The organism is Sutcliffiella horikoshii, from assembly GCF_020524325.1.
In the GTDB taxonomy this organism is placed as follows: Bacteria; Bacillota; Bacilli; order Bacillales; family Bacillaceae_I; genus Sutcliffiella_A; species Sutcliffiella_A horikoshii_D.
In genome coordinates, this window is the sequence record NZ_JAIVKY010000002.1 from 119,990 (window position 1) to 136,155 (window position 16,166).

A 16,166-nucleotide genomic window follows, 5' to 3' on the forward strand; every position below is an offset into this window, starting at 1 on the left:
CTTATCACGAAAAGGTGGACGGTCTACTATCTATTTTATCGGTATCCATATCTCCGAGTAAAGGTCCGGACTTGACGGATCCTCATCTGTGTACAATTCAAAATCAGGTGCTCCAGAATGCTCGTAGCTATTGGATGGAAACCACTCAGAGAAGATTCGCTTCCAAGTATTCTGCATGGCATGCGGCATCGGACCATGCACTTCAAAGACTACCCATTTTGAAGCAGGAATCTCCAACTTATCCAATTCTTTCGGAATTTCACCATCAATCGCTGTAGCCACCCAATAATCCATCACCTGTTCTGATTTCATCTCTTCTGTTGTTCCTTCACAGACACCAAGGACACCTTTAATGGCACCATTATTTAATGTGAACAGCTTATCTGTGAAACCTTCTGCATTCACGTCCTGCCAAAACTTCGGTATTTCTCTGGACTGCTCATCATTTGCACATGAAAATCTTCGCTTTTTCCCTGCTACTGTAAATGCCTCTTTATTCACTACACTATACTTCATCGGTTCTGCCCCTTCCAATGTCACCTGGATTACCAGGCGGTTATAAGTTTGCAGCTTCCCTTCATGCCTCCGCACTTCAGTTGGAGAAGTGCCGTGTTGCCTGCGGAATGCCTTCGTGAAAGCCTCGGGAGTGTCGTAACCATATTTACAGGCGATATCGATGATCTTGTTGTCCGTTGTATGCAATTCCTGTGCAGCAAGCGTTAACCTTCTTCTTCTCAAATATTCTGCAACCGATGTATCCGTCAACAATCCGAAAGTACGTTGAAAATGAAAGGAAGATACATTTGCATGTCTAGCTATATCCTCAATCGTAATGTCTTCGGTCAGATTCTTTTCCATATATTCGATTGCCTGCTGAATCGACTCTACCATCGCCATATTGCCTCACTCCTTGTGTCTATCTTATCAGCGTGAACGATTGATTTCCTGTTCGTTTGTGCTTTGTTTTGGCAGATTTCTTAATCGATCCGCTTCGCTAATATTGTCATGTAAATAAGCTTCCGTTTTAGGATGATTGATTATTTCTTCGGTCGTCATCCAATGAACAGCCTCCACCTCATCCGGACTCTTCGGATAGGGCTCGCCATTTTGCCATTCACACAGGAATACGATGTCTACAACTTCCCGGCCATCTGGTAAAACGAAAGAAGTATTGCGGACATACGTCATGTTATCATGAACGCTGATACCCACTTCTTCCATTAACTCACGTCTCAAAGTCCGCTCCAAAATATTAGAAGAAGCACCTTCTAGATCAACCGTCCCGCCAACAAAGGAAAGCATCCCACCTGCATGCTCCTCCTTGTGACTACGCTCAATCATTAACCATTTGTCCCCTCTGTACACAGCACCTTCTACATTAATGAAAAACATCACTATCTCCCCCTTATTTTCTCGCCTTAATAATTAGTGTTGATGGAAATCTGCGAGTTTTGTAAAGAGAATAGTAGCGGTCAGATACCGGAGCGTCCTCATCTTTAAAACGGGCTCCCGCATCACTTTCCACTACCTTCTCAATGGTAAAGCCTGCTTGAATCAGTTCATTTATGTAGGTTGCCAGTTTTCTAGTGTGGATGGTCATCGGTGCATCTTCTCCTTTGAATTTTTCAAAGGTATGCTGGCCTTCTTGCTGGTAGGATCCACTTAAAGTCATGACACCATTTTCGTTACTAATATGAGCATATAAGGGATGATCCCAGCTAAAAAGGAAGCTTCCTCCTTGTTTTAAATACGAATAGATCAGCTTCAAGGTTGCCTGTAAATCCGTCGTCCAGCCCAACGCATAAATGGAATAAACACAATCAAAATAATCTTTTGGAAGGTCGACTTCTTGTTCCATCGGCGCACAAAACAAGCGGGGTTCCAGTCCTTGAAGAGTCTTATGTGCAGCTGATTTCTGCTCGGCGGAAAAATCCACTCCCCATAGTTCACTTGCGCCTTTTTCCTCCGCCATATATTTTAAAGAATGGCCACTTCCAAATCCGATATCCAACACCTTTTTATTTTGAAGATTATCTAACAGTTTCAATTCATCTTCCGTTTGAGTAAAGGGCCCGTAACTTGGAAGGGCATCCACTCCGTTGAAATAATGGGCGACCTTGTCCCAGCTTTTACGATTGCTTTCCAATAATTGATTCATCATCATACCCCCTTTAAGTCTTTAATAAATGCAATTAATCTACTTGACTCCTTAAATCCCATCCCGATGTGGAAGTCATAGCTAACTTGGTTGTCCAAATGGATGTCCGATCCGATTTGCTTGCAACCCTTCTGAATCAGCCATTTTTCTCCAGCTTCAACTAACTTTGCAGAGTAACCTTTCCTCCGATGCTCTGGCTTCACATAGACTCCTTCTATATATCCTGTCGGAGAAGATTCTGTACCTTCCACATAATCCACTCGTATAGAAAGGTGGATGAAAGAAACCAATTCAGTACCTTTACGGTAAAATAAAATCTTGTCCCGATTGGAAGCCATGATTTCATGAAAGGACTCATGAAGCTCTTCCTCTGTGCTTTCCGGCCACAGATCTAACGCCATTTCAGTGTATTGTGCCAAATAATTGTTTGAAGCAAATACGACGTTGTCATCCGTACTCTCTACTGATGATTGAAGCTCCAGCCTAGCAAGCTGCTCCCCCCACGAAGCCATCTCCGTTTCTACAAAACCAGCGTCCTTATACATTTTTTTCGCTACGTGATTTGTTGGTTCAAAGCCAAGCACGACATACGGAATAGCAGTGGAATTTATATTTTTAATGTCATTCAACACTTCATCAAGCGCTGCTCTTCCATATCCTTTTCCTTGTGATTTTTCGTCGATCATCAGTCGGTAAATCCAGTAATTGCCGTCATCCGGATCAATACCATACATTGCAAAACCAACCATCTCCTCTTCCGCATAAACTCCCATTGCTTTAAAATCCGTTAAGAATTGAACTTGAGCAAGGGAATAAAGGTTGGATGCTACGAAGTTTTGTTGGTCTTCAGACACTTTTAATTGAATTGCCTTTTGCCAATTTTTAGCTGTTATTTGCCGTAGTGTGATATTCATAATCTTGTCCCTCTTATCTGTTCTTAAATTTTTCTCCTTACACTTATAAGCTAAAGAGTAATTGAAGATTTATGGGTGGCCCTGTTTTTGGTTACGTGGCTCTTTTTTACTTGCGTACCTTAAGGATAAGACAATAAAAAGGACAAAAGCCGCAATTCCCAGCAGAATATATGGTAGGATATCCGTCCAATGAAATGGAGTTTCATGGAGGTAGATTGCTTTTACCCATTTGTCTTGCTGCTCCTCTACTGCTATGGCAATACCAGTGTCGATTCCATCAATAGCGTAATACTTCGTACCCTTTTCATAAAAGTTGGACGCGTCTCCATAATAAGACCCCGTCCTATCATCAGCCATCCTTTTTACCTCGCCAATCTTTTTACCTATGTCTGATGCTTCCACAACTTCCTCTGTGACTTCGTACACTCCACCTTCCCATACCACAAACTTATATGCCCAACTAAGCGCATGAGCAGTTGAGGAAGCTACCGTGAAGCAAATTAAGAAAAATAATAGACCCTTTTTCATTTCACTATCCCCCGACTAAAGTCCATACTATTACTTCCACTTCCGATAGCCTAAAACCTTCCCGTTTATATTTTCAATCGGAACCGCTCCAAAATTTCTGCTATCAAAGCTCCTCCACCACGCATCTCCCAATAAGAAGACATGACCTTCAGGAATGGTGTATTTTTCTGTATCATTTTCTTTCGCATCCTCGAATAAAGGACGATTATAAACATTATCCAAACCTCTGCCATAAAATGCATCTAATTCCTTGTCATCTATATAAACCTGAGCATCTTTTAAGTAAATTGTTTCTCCGGGCAACCCCACAATTCTTGAAATACTTTTCGGTTCATTGTACTTATCAACCATACTCGAATCGTTTTTTATTTCTTCAGGATACGTAAAGTACACTACATCTCCACGGTTCACGCTATTCACTTCATAATATGCCGGATCGATGACAAGCAGATCTTTATAGAAATGGTGATCTCCCCTATCCATGGCATCACTATGCCATTCATATAAAATCATGTCATCCTCGTACACTACTCTCTCAATATCGGGTGAAGTAATTGAATCGGTAATTACGGAAGAGGTCGGCTCCAATATAGGCTTTAAAAAAAGTATTACTACCAATAAGGAGACAGAAATCGACATCGCTATTCCAAATGAAAGAAAGACAGGCTTCTTTTTGGAAGGATACTTCTTAATATTTTTTAATACACTTTGTTTACGTTCTTCTGAAAATGCGGCATATTGAAAGACAGTCGTATCCATCTTTTTTCGAAGTTGCTTCAACTCTTGTTCAATCATTACCCCTACCTCCATCCGTATAGTGAACTCGCAATAGCTCTTTCCCTCTAGTCAGTCTGGTCTTGACAGTACTGAGGTTGGTATGAAGAAAACTACTTATTTCCTTCAAGCTAAGTTCCTCATAATAAAAGAGGAAAACGACTTCCCTATATTTTAATGGTAGAGCTAACACAAAATCCGCCAAATCAGTAATATGCTCTTTTTCTAAAATCGTTTGTTCAGGTGTGCTTGTATGGTCCGCAATCACTCTTCCAAACATTTCAGAAATTTTCACTTTTCTATAGTTCCAACTTTTCAAATAATCCTTACATTTATTGATGGTGATTCTGTAAAGATAGGTTTTCACGCTGGACTCACCGCGAAATTGATCCAGATTATTGTAATAGGTTACAAATACCTCCTGCGAAATATCTTCAGCTATATTAAAATCCTTGACATAAGAATAGGCCAGCTTAACAATACTACTTCCGTATTGATTCATCACACCTTCTAAGTGTCTTTCCTTATGGTCAATAACATCATGCAAAAGTTCTTCCAAGGCAGCCATCACCCTCTCTTCCATTCTTTCATTAATAAAAGTTAGACGACACTTCCCTTTGGAAAGTTTGGAAAATCTTTCTTTTATTTTACCAAAAGAAAAAGCAGGGGAACTTCTTTTTAGAAAAGAAATTCTCCTGCTCTATTTTTAAATAGCCCATTCTCCATCTGTCATAATCGTTTCTTTGACACCGTCTTCCGTTTCTCCTTCTATGCTCAGCTTTTCTGAACCAATCATGAAGTCAACATGGATCATGCTCGTGTTGATTCCCTTAGCTTCTAGCTCTTCCTTAGTCATTTTTGCCCCACCCTTGATATTAATCGGATAGGCAGAACCTAGCGCCAAGTGACAAGATGCATTTTCGTCAAACAGTGTATTATAGAAAATCACTTCTTGCTTGGAAACTGGTGAACTGTGTGGGACAAGCGCTACTTCTCCTAAATGAAGGGCTCCTTCATCCGTTTCTAAAAGCTTTTTCAACACTTCATATCCTTGCTCTGCGGTATACTCCACCACTTTGCCTTCTTTAAATGTAAGGCTGAAGTTGTCTACCAAGTTTCCGTTTAGATTTAATGGCTTAGTAGATGACACTACACCATTTACTCCGGTTTTCACAGGTGCCGTAAACACTTCTTCTGTTGGAAGGTTCGGAACGAAATAAGTACCTTGATCATTGTTCATTCCACCACCTAGCCAAACTTGTTCGTTTGGAAGCTCGATTGTCAGGTCGGTTCCTGGTGCTTTGTAATGTAGCTTTTTGTATTTTTTCGTATTTAGCACTTGTAACTTCTCTTGAAGGGTTTTGATGTGGGCATTCCACGCTTCAACAGGGTCGTTTTCATTGACGCGCGTTACCTGGAAAATGTTTTCCCATAGGCTTGCGACCTGATCTTCCGGAGATTTGTCCGGGTAAAGCTTGGCTGCCCATTCTTGAGATGGCACGGAAACAATCGCCCAGCTTACCTGTGCTGTTTGAATGTATTTACGGTAATTTTGCATTGCTTTTGCCTGCGCTTTGTTAGAGATCGAAACTCGTTCAGGATCCACGTCTTTTAGAAGATCTGGGTTGGAAGCAACGATGGACATAAATGCCGCTCCTTCTTCTGCCATTTCCTCCATTCCTTTAACTTTCCACTCTCGAACAGTTTGGAGGGAGTTCGTCGAAGCAGTTTCATATGTAATCTTTGTTAGTTGTTCGTCGTTCCATTCGGTATGTACATATTTAGCACCCAGCTTATATGCGATTTTTGCAACCTCTCTTACAAATGGTGCTGCTGCTATCGGGGCATTGATGACTAGAGGTTGGTTTTCTTGCAGATTTATCCCAACTTTTAGCGCAAGTTCCGCGTATTTGGTCAATTTTTCTTGTATCACTATGTATTTCCTCCTTTTGGCTGATGAGAATATTGTATCATAGGATTACGCGGTATAGGATTGGGGAGTTTTATTAACTTTTGGAGGGGTACTTAAATGGCCCCTGAGGTTATTGTGAGTTTTTCGAAGCTTTTTGTGACTTTTTCAAGCGTTATTGTGAGTTTTCCGAAGCTTATTGTGACTTTTTCAAGCGTTATTGTGACTTTTCCAAAACTTATTGTGACTTTCGCCTTATACCATAAATATAGATAGCCACAAAAAAAAGACCAACTCCCCCAATAAGGAAAGTTGGCCTCGCTCTACCAATTACACATTAAACTTCTCTTTCACAAATTCCACAACTTCTTCTGCTGTGCTCATGCTAAGGATCTCTTCACGGTAGGAAGCAGCTTCCTCTTTAGAGATGCCACGCAATTGGCTTCTTGCAGGCAGGATGGATGTCGCGCTCATGCTGAACTCGTCAAGTCCTAGTCCTAGAAGAATTGGAATTGCGATTGGGTCGCCAGCCATTTCTCCACACATGCCAGCCCATTTGCCGTTTTTGTGTGCAGCTTGGATGACATTGTCCACTAGACGCAAGATTGCAGGGTTGTATGGTTGATACAAGTAGGAAACCTGCTCATTCATACGGTCCGCTGCCATTGTGTATTGGATTAAGTCGTTTGTTCCGATGCTGAAGAAGTCTACTTCCTTAGCGAAAATATCTGCCATGACCGCTGTTGATGGAATTTCCACCATGATACCAATCTCGATATTCTCGTTTACAGTAGTACCGTTCTTCACAAGCTCTTCTTTTTCTTCCATAAGAATTGCTTTTGCTTGGCGGAACTCGTCCAATGTTGCAATCATCGGGAACATGATTTTCAGGTTTCCGTAAGAGCTAGCTCGCAATAATGCACGAAGCTGTGTACGGAAAATGTCTTGTTCCTCTAGGCATAGGCGAATCGCACGGAAGCCTAGGAATGGGTTCATTTCTTTTGGAAGGTTCAGGTAAGGAAGTTCCTTATCTCCACCGATGTCTAATGTGCGGACAACAACCGGTTTTCCTTCCATGTTTTCAAGAACCTCTTTATATGCTTTGTACTGCTCGTCCTCTGTCGGAAGTTCGGTTCTACCCATGTAAAGGAATTCTGTACGGTAAAGGCCAACACCTTCTCCGCCATTGGCAAGAACACCCTTCACATCTTTAGGAGTACCAATGTTTGCAGCAAGTTCGACTTCTTGTCCGTCAGAAGAAAGACTCTTCTCGTTGACAAGCTTAGCCCACTCTTTTTTCTGCTCTTCGTACTTCTCTTGCTTTTCTTTGTAAGTAGCAATTTCTTCTTCTGTCGGGTCGACGATTACCGCACCGTCCAAACCATCAATAATAACCATTGTATCATTTTGGATAGTTTCCATAACGTTCTTTGTTCCAACTACTGCTGGAATTTCCATTGAACGAGCCATGATCGCAGAGTGAGAAGTACGTCCACCGATATCAGTTGTAAATGCTTTTACGTATTGACGGTTAAGCTGAGCAGTGTCAGAAGGAGTTAAATCTTCTGCAATGATGATGACTTCTTCAGAAATAAGTGCAGGATTGGAAACTGTTACACCTAAAAGGTGCGCAAGAACACGTTTTGTCACATCGCGGATATCCGCAGCACGCTCTTTCATGTACTCATTGTCCATTTGTTCAAACATGTTGATGAACATGCCTGCTGTTTCATCCAATGCATACTCAGCATTTACACTGTCGCTTTTAATTTTATCTTTAATTGGATTTAAAAGTTCAGGATCACTTAATACAAGAAGGTGTGCAGAAAAGATTTCAGCCTTGTCTGCTCCAAGCTCTTTATGTGCGTGCTCCTTGATCTTTTCCAATTCAGTTTTGGAGATTTCTACTGCTTTTTCAAATCTTTCTACTTCTGTTTGGGCATTGTCAATCGTCTTTTTTTCCACAGACAACTCTGGGTTCTCAAGACGATATGCTTTCGCAATGGCAATACCGCTAGAAGCAGGTATACCTTGAATCGTGTTTGACATTATTCCCCTAACCCTTCTGATTTCAAAGTTTCTTCAATCGCAGAAATTGCCTCGCTCTCATCAGAACCTTCTGCAACGATCTTGATTTCCGCTCCTTGAGGAATTCCTAGAGACATAACACCCATGATGGATTTTAAGTTTACAGATTTACCGTTGTACTCAAGGTTTACGTCTGCATCGAATTTACCTGCAGTTTGTACCAATTGAGTTGCTGGACGTGCGTGAATTCCTGAATCTGCTGTTACTTTAAATGTTTTTTCTGCCATTGTAATCAAACTCCTTTGGGATATGTGTATTTTTGTGATAGTACATAATGTACATGGTTTTTCACACTGTTTCAACTGATAGGATACAGAGAAAAACCTGATTAGAAACTATTCAACTAAAAGAACTTTGTTTCCCTTTATTCCTATACCCTGTAGCTTTCACCAGTAATCGCGGTGAATATGTAGGTAAGAATATAGAAAAAGGCATGAGTGAGGGCTTGTCTCTATAAAAGGGTACACTCGTCCCCTTAGTATGGATCAAAACCTCTTCACTCATGCCTGATCGTATCAGTAACACGTAAAGTTCTTATCTATGTTGAAAGCATTTGCATGAACATTTAGTTGAACGCTTCTTAACTGTCCGATGAGATTGTAGCATAAAAAACAAAAGTTTGGCAATACTTTTGCCTTAGTTCTTGTTCTTTTTGAAAATCATCATGATGGCAAATGGAATAACGCCGAACAGTTGGTAGGCGATTGGAGAACGCTCCTGCTTTCTCTGTTGCCTTTGCTCTCGTTTTACTTCTTTTGGTTGGTCCATGTAGGTTACCAACTGCTGTGTCACATATTTTACATAGTCATTTGTTTTCAATTTACTTCACCGCCAAAGGAATCCTTTTTCCTTTATTGTTGCCGGTTATTCCATGTTTTAATCGCATTATGTACAGCTTCCGCAGCAGCTTCTATGCTCAGCCCGGTTGTATCCACCTTGATGTGTGCTTGATTATATAAAGGGAGACGTTTGTTAAAAAGCTCTATGATTTCTTCTTTCTTTTTCTGTTTTATAAGTGGTCTGGTTGTATCATTTTCCAAGCGCTCCAAAATAACTTCCGGGTCTGCGTATAGAAAGATCATACAGCCGAATTTCTTCATCCAGTCAATGTTTTTCTGAGTTGTTACTATTCCTCCACCAGTTGTCACTAGGGTATCATTCACCGGTAGTTCTTGTAAGGTATTTGTTTCCAGCTCGCGAAAATAGCTCTCTCCATGTTGTTCAAAGATATTCTTTATTTCCATTTTCATATTCTGTTCAATCAGTGTGTCTGTATCAACGACAGGGAGATTTAGGTTAGTTGCCAATGCCTGTCCGATTGTGGTTTTCCCCGCTCCCATAAACCCTGTAAGATAGATGCTCTTCATCTTCATGCCTCTCTTTCTTTTGAGATGCCTCTTTATTGTTTTATTATATGGCAAATCTCGCACTCCCTCCACTTTTAAAAAAGTGCCTCCATCAATAGGAGACACTTCTGCCTAATTTGCTTTCTAGTTATCAGGCATAACCCAGATAACTTCTGCAGTTCGAATGAAGAAGCTGGAATCTCCAGCAGCCAAAACAACATGATCTGGTTTAACATCCTTCAGGTTACCTCTAATTGATCCTCGCGTTGTTTCAATGACCACTTCGGTTCCTACAATGCTTCTTAAGGTATGGTACACATAGGGTTCTATCACCATATATTGAATGGGCATCCCATTGTCCGCTTGATTCATTAGGTATTTACCTCCTTTGTTACACGGTACATTTATATGATTGGGACAATGGGATGGTGAGTTTATGTGATTAATTTAATCGTTTCATACCAGCCGAGCACCTTTTTTTCTTCCATATCGTAAAGGATGGTTGCTTTGTACTCTCTCCCTGTCCTCGTTGTGCAGACAATAACAAGCTCACTCTCTGTACCAAGTTCCTTCACAGTAACTGTCGCCTCTCCCCTTGGCATTTCAACAGACGAAATAATTTCCTCTCTTTCTTCTTTCAACTGTTCCTCCACTATGTCCCAGGTGTATTTCATCATCACTTCCAACTCGAATTGTTGATCCGATTCATGATAAAACATTTTTTCAAGCCGGTAGTTTTCGACTTGATGAAGCAAGAAGGAAGAGATGATTACACTCAAGACCAGTGTGACGGGAAAAATATAGCCTTTGTCCTGTTTATCCCTCACTCCAGCTGGTTCGGATAGCCCCCAATTTAAATTCATGGCTTATTTCATCGCTCCCCTTCACATTCACTATAGCGCCATTTCTCACTTCTTCAAAAGAAATACTCTCTACTCCATGCAAGAGTAATTCATGACCAGTTCCATTGACTCTCCGTCTGATATTTTTTTGATAAAATTCATAAGTTACTCTTTGGTCGGCTTGATTAATGATGACCATCACATTTCCCTCTACTGTAACTTTCTTAGCATTTCGAACCTCTCTGTTAGCCTGCTGAATGAACACCTCAAGTTCCAAAGGATGAATTCCATCTCCCTTTTCAGTTAAAGATGAAAGGCTTTTAAGTAATAGAGGGAAAAATGCCGTAAGAATGAGGATGATTGAAAAACTGACCAAGACCTCCAATAAGGTAAAACCGCCATTTTTACGGAAGATGGACATAAATACACCTTTCCTCCTCCAACGATCTATAATTCTTATAGGTCACACACAACAGTGGCGGAACTGTTTCTTCCACCAATGTCAGGGAATAGGTGGTGCCATTTCTGTTTACGGTATTTCCCTCAAATGATTTTGCCTCCGTACGGATTTCCTCCAATTCCACCGTTAAGAGGAACCTTGCTTGCTGATCAAGGAAAAACCCCTTACGTTCCTGACTCATTCGCACCAGCCCAGGAAGCAAAACCGAGACAATTACCATCCAAATAACCAAAGCCCCTAATACCTCCAATAATGTAAATCCTTTAGAGCTTTTCCACATAAAAACGGCCTTTTCCTAAAGTGAAAACATATCGATAGCCTTCCATTTCGTCCACATAGATACCAATTGCACCAGCCTTATTTATGCTTCCGTTGCCATTGTATATCAGTCTTTCTCCCATGGTGCGAGTATCTATTCTTATATCCCGGTGATATTCCCGATATACCATTTCATTAATATGAAAAGTGCCTTGATGTATACGGTAATAGTTTTCTTGGGGGGTGAAAATAATACTTACACTTGTTTTCGTACTTATTGCATATTGTTGCGCAAACAAAAGGTCGTTGGTTAATTGCTCGCTAAATTGTTCTCCAATTTTGTTTTTATTGGTTCCATTAAGATTAAGGACTGTCACCGATAGAATGATGGAAATGAGAGAAAGAACCAGCATCGATTCCAAAAGGGAGTATCCCTTGGAATCTAAGGGCCTATAACCCACCATTAGCTTCCGCTTTGCTGTTAACAATAGTAACGGTATCTCCGTTCGGGCAGCTTAATGTGCCGGCATCATCAAAACGGTCTTCCAGGTATTCTGGCGAGTTCAAGTCATCAATGGTTGCCGGCTCGCTGCCTGTATCCAATCGATACGTCTGAATTTGAGCATCGACCATGCTAAGCAGCGCCTCACACCCTTTATCCCCAATTAGGCTAGAATTCTTTGTCACATTTGGAATCATGATTAAGAGCAACACGGTAATAACCAACATAACTAAAAGCATTTCCACCAACGTAAATCCACGATCATCTTTGAATAGTTTTCTCATCTATAATCCTCCTAATAATTGAAACATGGGAATGAAGATACAGAGATATAACACAAAAACAAATGAACCGATTCCTAAAAATAAAATTGGCTGAACTCTTCCCAATAGCTTTTCGCTTTTTTCCTGCATCGTTACCAACAACAGCTTGCTGTATTGCTCCAGTTCCTGTCCCAATCTCCCATTCTTTTGTCCGTGCACAATTACTACATCCAGCCCCTTTACAAATACTTTCTCGCTTCCCACCAATTTTTCCAACTTCGCTCCTTCTACTAAACGCTTACGAAATTCTCTTGCTTTCCAATGGAAAAAAGAATGGTAGCGTTGCTGCTCGAACACAGCTATAGCTTCATTGATCGTTAAACCACTTAAAAGCAAGCTGCTTAATTGTTGCGTAAAATAATGGGAAAAATGAAGGGAGAGAAAGGTTTTGACAAGAGGTAATCTCAGCAGCATAGCTACCTTTTGAGACGGGGTCAATTTTCTTTCATAGAGTTTATAAAATAGATAGGCTGCGAAAATTCCGAGTACACACCACATTAGTAAAATAGGTATTTGAACAACTAAAAAGAAAAATACGGAGATGATTGGACTTAGAGAAATGTTCATTTGGGAAAACAATAGATGAAACTGTGGCAACAGGACCAATTGAACAAAAACAAGCATAATAATTACGAGAAATAAAAGCATGATTGGATACCTGAGTATAGAGAAAATCTTATCTCGGTAATACCTCTTCCGTTCAAGCAGTGCTCCCCCTGACCGAAATGCCTGTCCTAGGTTTCCATGCTTCTGTGAAAAGAATAGCAAAGATAAAATATCCTGATTGAAATGCAGACTTTCTAAAACTTGGTGTACACTGTACCCTTTTTTCAGTTCCTCAATGGCCTCCAGCAAGCTTCTTTTCTTTTCCGCTTCGAAGTGAATACTCATCAATTCCAATGCTTCTAAAAGGGAATAGCCATTTGTATACAGGTCCCCCATCCTTTTAAGGAAATCCTCCTGAACTTTGAGCGGCCAGTCCCTATTGCCCTTTGCCATCATTCACCCATTTTTCGTATTCCCTATGATGAATAAAGCCTAGTGCTATTCCCTTTTTAATTACTTCCTTCAGTGTGGGATAGCGTAATTCCACCTTTGCCCCTTTACACTCATCCATCACCTTGGACAGTTCCCGTCCATATAAAAGTTCGTATACACTAGCCAATCGGTGTTGCCTGTATTTTCTGCAGAAAGACGTGCATTCCCCATGACAATATGGACATTTCAACTCCACTAGCCTTTGCGCCGAAATAGCAATTAATGTTTGTTCCAATTCTTGTTGTGTGACCCCAAACTCCAACAGCCGATGCACCGCTCCTTTTGCATCCCGCGTATGCAAGGTGCTCAATACTAAATGACCTGTTAGCGATGCCCTTATAGCGATCTTCGCCGTTTCTTCATCCCTGATTTCTCCAACCATAATAATGTCTGGATCATGTCTGAGAATAGCCTTTAAACCTGTCGCATAGGTGATCCCCGCCTTTTCATTCACCTGCACCTGAAGCACATTTCTGCTTCTCCGCTCCACCGGATCCTCAAGCGTAATAATATTCCGTTGCAACATCCCCTTTGACTCTTCCAAAATGGAATACAAAGTGGTGGTTTTCCCCGAGCCGGTCGGGCCGGTAAACAGAATAAGGCCATGTGAGTGCTTCATTAAGGAAAATAGTTTTCTTGTGGAGTTTGGAAAAAGGGATAGGCGTTTTAAAGGGTATTGGCTGTCATCTTGCGGCAGTATTCGGATGACGAGACTTTCTTGGTTAACAGTGGGCAAGGTCGAGAGTCGTAGATTGATAGGTTTGGAGTCGATAAAAAGGTTTAATGCGCCATTTTGAGGCTTTCTTGCTTCACCTATGTCCATTTCGGCTTGGAATTTAAGGTGGGATAACATCCGTTCATAAATTTCTAGTGGGAGATCTTCTTGATCATAGAGGTAGTGGTCCAGACGGAAAAGTACTTTGGCGGACGTTTCATGTGGTTTGATGTGAATATCTGATACACGCAAACGGATAGCTTGGCGAATGATTTCTTCACACTTTTTTTCAATATTCATTTGTCACCTCATTTTTTGTTGGTTTGGTTGTTGGATGGAAGAGAATGAGCTTTCTTGCCTAGAGGAAAAGAGAGTAAAAAAGGATGGGGTACAGGTCTGCCTTTATAATTTTCTACAACGATTGACATATTCCTGCAAGATTATTTATTTTTTTCAAAAAAAGAAGACCTATCCTTTTCAACAAAAAGATATGGTCCCCATTATATATTCCTCTACTAACTTGCCTATTTCCTGTATCGCCCTTTTACCAATGGAGTTATCAACCAAGTCGTCGATAAGAACGGCTACTAAAATTTTCTCTCCCTTATAGGTAACAATTCCGCAATCATGCTCCACACCTGGCAGCTCGCCGGTCTTATTGGCAATTTTAATCAAATCAAGATCCATGTAAAATGGAAGCTTATCTAAAAGCTGCTGACCACCAAGAATTTGCAGCATAGTTTGTCTGCTCTTATTGGAAAACACAGGCTTCTTGTCGTCTTCCACATATAGGAGCTTTAGACAATCTCCCATTTCTCGGGCACATGTCTTGTTTTCCAATCCGACAGCTGAGGCTTTAAAATCCATCATTTTTCGTTCAAGTTTCGTATTCGTTAAACCCTGCTCTTTACAGAAATCATTCACTAGATCCCACCCGAGAATGTCAATCACCTTATTGGTGGCCGTATTATCGGATACAATAATCATTAGCGATAACAAGTCGTTTAAAGCAAAACTCGTGTCAGCATTCATAAATGGAATAACACCTGCTCCACCTGCTACATTTTCTGGATCTATAGAAAATCTGTCAGAAAGATTCAACCTGCCTGCTTCTATCTGTTTAAATGCCGCCATCATGATAGGAATCTTTATGAGACTTGCCGCTTTTTTCGTAATATCAGCATCTTTTTCGAGACGCTGGCCACTGCCGTCCTCAATTACAAAACTAACATTTCCCGCAGTGGCGTCTACCACTGCCTGGACACGTTCTTTCAAAATTTGCAACTTGGTGTCAGTTCCCATCATGCGCACTTGCCACCATTTCCCTCACTTTATCCGGTCCAACAATCTTTTCATTATATAAATGACAGGCCACATAATGACGTTCTTCTACTTCCTGCCACTCTGGAACCGATTGACTGCAAGCTTCCATGGCGTGGGGACAGCGGGTACGGAAGACGCAGCCGCTTGGTGGGTTAATCGGACTTGGAATCTCCCCTTGAACAATTTGCCTTTCCCGCTTATCCTCTATATCTGGATCCGGTATTGGTATAGCAGATAATAATGCTTGTGTGTATGGATGCAACGGCTTTTTATAAAGTGCCTTACTCTCCGTCAATTCCATCATTTTACCAAGATACATAACCCCTATCCTGTCACTGATATGCTTAACCATGGAAAGGTCGTGGGCAATGAACAGGTAAGTCAACCCTTTTTCTTTCTGGAGACGTTTCATTAAATTCACCACTTGGGCTTGCACCGATACGTCCAAAGCGGAAATTGGTTCATCGGCAATGATAAAATCTGGATCCAACGCCAATGCACGAGCAATTCCGATACGCTGCCTTTGTCCTCCACTGAATTCATGCGGATAACGGTTGGCATGCTCCCGATTCAACCCCACATCTTCCAATAGTTGATAGACGCGTTCTGTGCGTTCTTTACTATTTTTGTAAATCCCATGTACTTCCATCGGTTCTGAGATGATTTCTTTTACCGTTGAACGAGGGTTTAAAGAAGCATATGGATCTTGAAAAATCATCTGCATGTTCCTGTGGAAAGCAAATTTCTCTTTTTCAGTAAGTTTATGAACATCTTTTCCGTTAAAATTTACTTCTCCTGACGTCTTGCCATAAAGTCCGATGATGGTCCTTCCTGTAGTGGATTTACCGCATCCAGACTCTCCAACCAGCCCAAAAGTTTCACCCTGATAAATATCAAATGAGACATTGTCTACTGCTTTTAGAGTTTGATTTTTCCCTAGAAAAAAATATTTTTGCAATTTTTTCACTTGAAGTAGTTTCTTTTGCAT

General features: G+C 41.0%; 22 protein-coding genes and 1 pseudogene. All 23 read right to left on the reverse strand.

Going from position 1 to position 16,166, the window contains the following annotated elements:
• Nucleotides 1-30 precede the first annotated feature (30 nt).
• Nucleotides 31-897, reverse strand: a complete 867-nt coding sequence (locus tag LC091_RS01850) for an AraC family transcriptional regulator (protein WP_226680025.1) — start codon at nt 895-897, stop codon at nt 31-33.
• 27 nt (nt 898-924) lie between these two features.
• On the reverse strand, nt 925-1,392 hold the full coding sequence (locus LC091_RS01855) for an NUDIX hydrolase (RefSeq protein ID WP_226680026.1): 468 nt from the start codon (nt 1,390-1,392) through the stop codon (nt 925-927).
• Nucleotides 1,393-1,405: 13 nt separating this feature from the next.
• A complete protein-coding gene (locus LC091_RS01860; protein WP_404819650.1) occupies nt 1,406-2,161 on the reverse strand; it encodes a class I SAM-dependent methyltransferase in 756 nt (251 codons plus the stop codon).
• Complete coding sequence (gene aac(6') / locus LC091_RS01865; RefSeq protein ID WP_319003636.1) at nt 2,161-2,577, reverse strand: aminoglycoside 6'-N-acetyltransferase; 417 nt, start codon at nt 2,575-2,577, stop codon at nt 2,161-2,163. The genes LC091_RS01860 and aac(6') overlap by 1 nt, the downstream gene beginning before the upstream one ends.
• Before the next feature lie 54 nt (nt 2,578-2,631).
• A pseudogene (locus LC091_RS01870) lies at nt 2,632-3,075 on the reverse strand (GNAT family N-acetyltransferase); the annotation flags it as partial.
• 66 nt (nt 3,076-3,141) lie between these two features.
• Entirely contained in the window at nt 3,142-3,600 is a 459-nt protein-coding gene (locus tag LC091_RS01875) for a hypothetical protein (RefSeq protein ID WP_226680028.1), read from the reverse strand.
• 30 nt (nt 3,601-3,630) lie between these two features.
• A complete protein-coding gene (gene lepB / locus LC091_RS01880; protein ID WP_226680029.1) occupies nt 3,631-4,395 on the reverse strand; it encodes a signal peptidase I in 765 nt (254 codons plus the stop codon).
• Nucleotides 4,388-4,957, reverse strand: a complete 570-nt coding sequence (locus LC091_RS01885) for a sigma-70 family RNA polymerase sigma factor (RefSeq protein ID WP_226680030.1) — start codon at nt 4,955-4,957, stop codon at nt 4,388-4,390. The genes lepB and LC091_RS01885 overlap by 8 nt, the downstream gene beginning before the upstream one ends.
• A 123-nt stretch (nt 4,958-5,080) precedes the next feature.
• Nucleotides 5,081-6,307 carry an aminopeptidase gene (locus LC091_RS01890; protein ID WP_226680031.1) on the reverse strand — a complete coding sequence of 409 codons (1,227 nt, stop codon included), beginning with the start codon at nt 6,305-6,307 and terminating at the stop codon, nt 5,081-5,083.
• A gap of 306 nt (nt 6,308-6,613) precedes the next feature.
• On the reverse strand, nt 6,614-8,332 hold the full coding sequence (gene ptsP, locus LC091_RS01895; RefSeq protein ID WP_226680032.1) for a phosphoenolpyruvate--protein phosphotransferase: 1,719 nt from the start codon (nt 8,330-8,332) through the stop codon (nt 6,614-6,616).
• Nucleotides 8,332-8,598: a phosphocarrier protein HPr gene (locus tag LC091_RS01900; protein ID WP_010194663.1), complete on the reverse strand. Its 267-nt coding sequence runs from the start codon at nt 8,596-8,598 to the stop codon at nt 8,332-8,334. The genes ptsP and LC091_RS01900 overlap by 1 nt, the downstream gene beginning before the upstream one ends.
• Nucleotides 8,599-9,007: 409 nt before the next feature.
• Nucleotides 9,008-9,190, reverse strand: coding sequence for a YqzE family protein (locus tag LC091_RS01905; RefSeq protein ID WP_226680033.1), 183 nt, complete (start codon nt 9,188-9,190; stop codon nt 9,008-9,010).
• A 32-nt stretch (nt 9,191-9,222) separates the two neighbouring features.
• Nucleotides 9,223-9,738 (reverse strand): shikimate kinase, encoded by a 516-nt coding sequence (locus tag LC091_RS01910; protein ID WP_226680034.1) that lies wholly within the window; start codon nt 9,736-9,738, stop codon nt 9,223-9,225.
• A gap of 123 nt (nt 9,739-9,861) precedes the next feature.
• Nucleotides 9,862-10,089 (reverse strand): YuzF family protein, encoded by a 228-nt coding sequence (locus LC091_RS01915; protein WP_226680035.1) that lies wholly within the window; start codon nt 10,087-10,089, stop codon nt 9,862-9,864.
• Nucleotides 10,090-10,151: 62 nt separating this feature from the next.
• On the reverse strand, nt 10,152-10,580 hold the full coding sequence (gene comGG, locus LC091_RS01920) for a competence type IV pilus minor pilin ComGG (protein ID WP_226680036.1): 429 nt from the start codon (nt 10,578-10,580) through the stop codon (nt 10,152-10,154).
• A complete protein-coding gene (gene comGF, locus LC091_RS01925) occupies nt 10,534-10,980 on the reverse strand; it encodes a competence type IV pilus minor pilin ComGF (protein ID WP_226680037.1) in 447 nt (148 codons plus the stop codon). Before comGF ends, comGG begins: the two co-directional genes overlap by 47 nt.
• A complete protein-coding gene (locus LC091_RS01930) occupies nt 10,964-11,299 on the reverse strand; it encodes a type II secretion system protein (RefSeq protein WP_226680038.1) in 336 nt (111 codons plus the stop codon). The genes comGF and LC091_RS01930 overlap by 17 nt, the downstream gene beginning before the upstream one ends.
• Nucleotides 11,283-11,741, reverse strand: a complete 459-nt coding sequence (comGD, locus tag LC091_RS01935; protein WP_226680039.1) for a competence type IV pilus minor pilin ComGD — start codon at nt 11,739-11,741, stop codon at nt 11,283-11,285. Before comGD ends, LC091_RS01930 begins: the two co-directional genes overlap by 17 nt.
• The gene (gene comGC, locus LC091_RS01940; protein ID WP_226680040.1) at nt 11,728-12,063 is read right to left on the reverse strand and encodes a competence type IV pilus major pilin ComGC; all 336 of its coding nucleotides are present in this window, start codon (nt 12,061-12,063) and stop codon (nt 11,728-11,730) included. The genes comGD and comGC overlap by 14 nt, the downstream gene beginning before the upstream one ends.
• Nucleotides 12,064-13,104, reverse strand: a complete 1,041-nt coding sequence (comGB, locus tag LC091_RS01945; RefSeq protein ID WP_319003624.1) for a competence type IV pilus assembly protein ComGB — start codon at nt 13,102-13,104, stop codon at nt 12,064-12,066. It abuts the gene before it with no gap.
• Nucleotides 13,085-14,155, reverse strand: coding sequence for a competence type IV pilus ATPase ComGA (comGA, locus tag LC091_RS01950; RefSeq protein WP_226680041.1), 1,071 nt, complete (start codon nt 14,153-14,155; stop codon nt 13,085-13,087). Before comGA ends, comGB begins: the two co-directional genes overlap by 20 nt.
• A gap of 177 nt (nt 14,156-14,332) precedes the next feature.
• On the reverse strand, nt 14,333-15,160 hold the full coding sequence (locus LC091_RS01955; protein ID WP_226680042.1) for a serine hydrolase: 828 nt from the start codon (nt 15,158-15,160) through the stop codon (nt 14,333-14,335).
• A complete protein-coding gene (locus LC091_RS01960; RefSeq protein ID WP_226680043.1) occupies nt 15,147-16,166 on the reverse strand; it encodes an ABC transporter ATP-binding protein in 1,020 nt (339 codons plus the stop codon). Before LC091_RS01960 ends, LC091_RS01955 begins: the two co-directional genes overlap by 14 nt.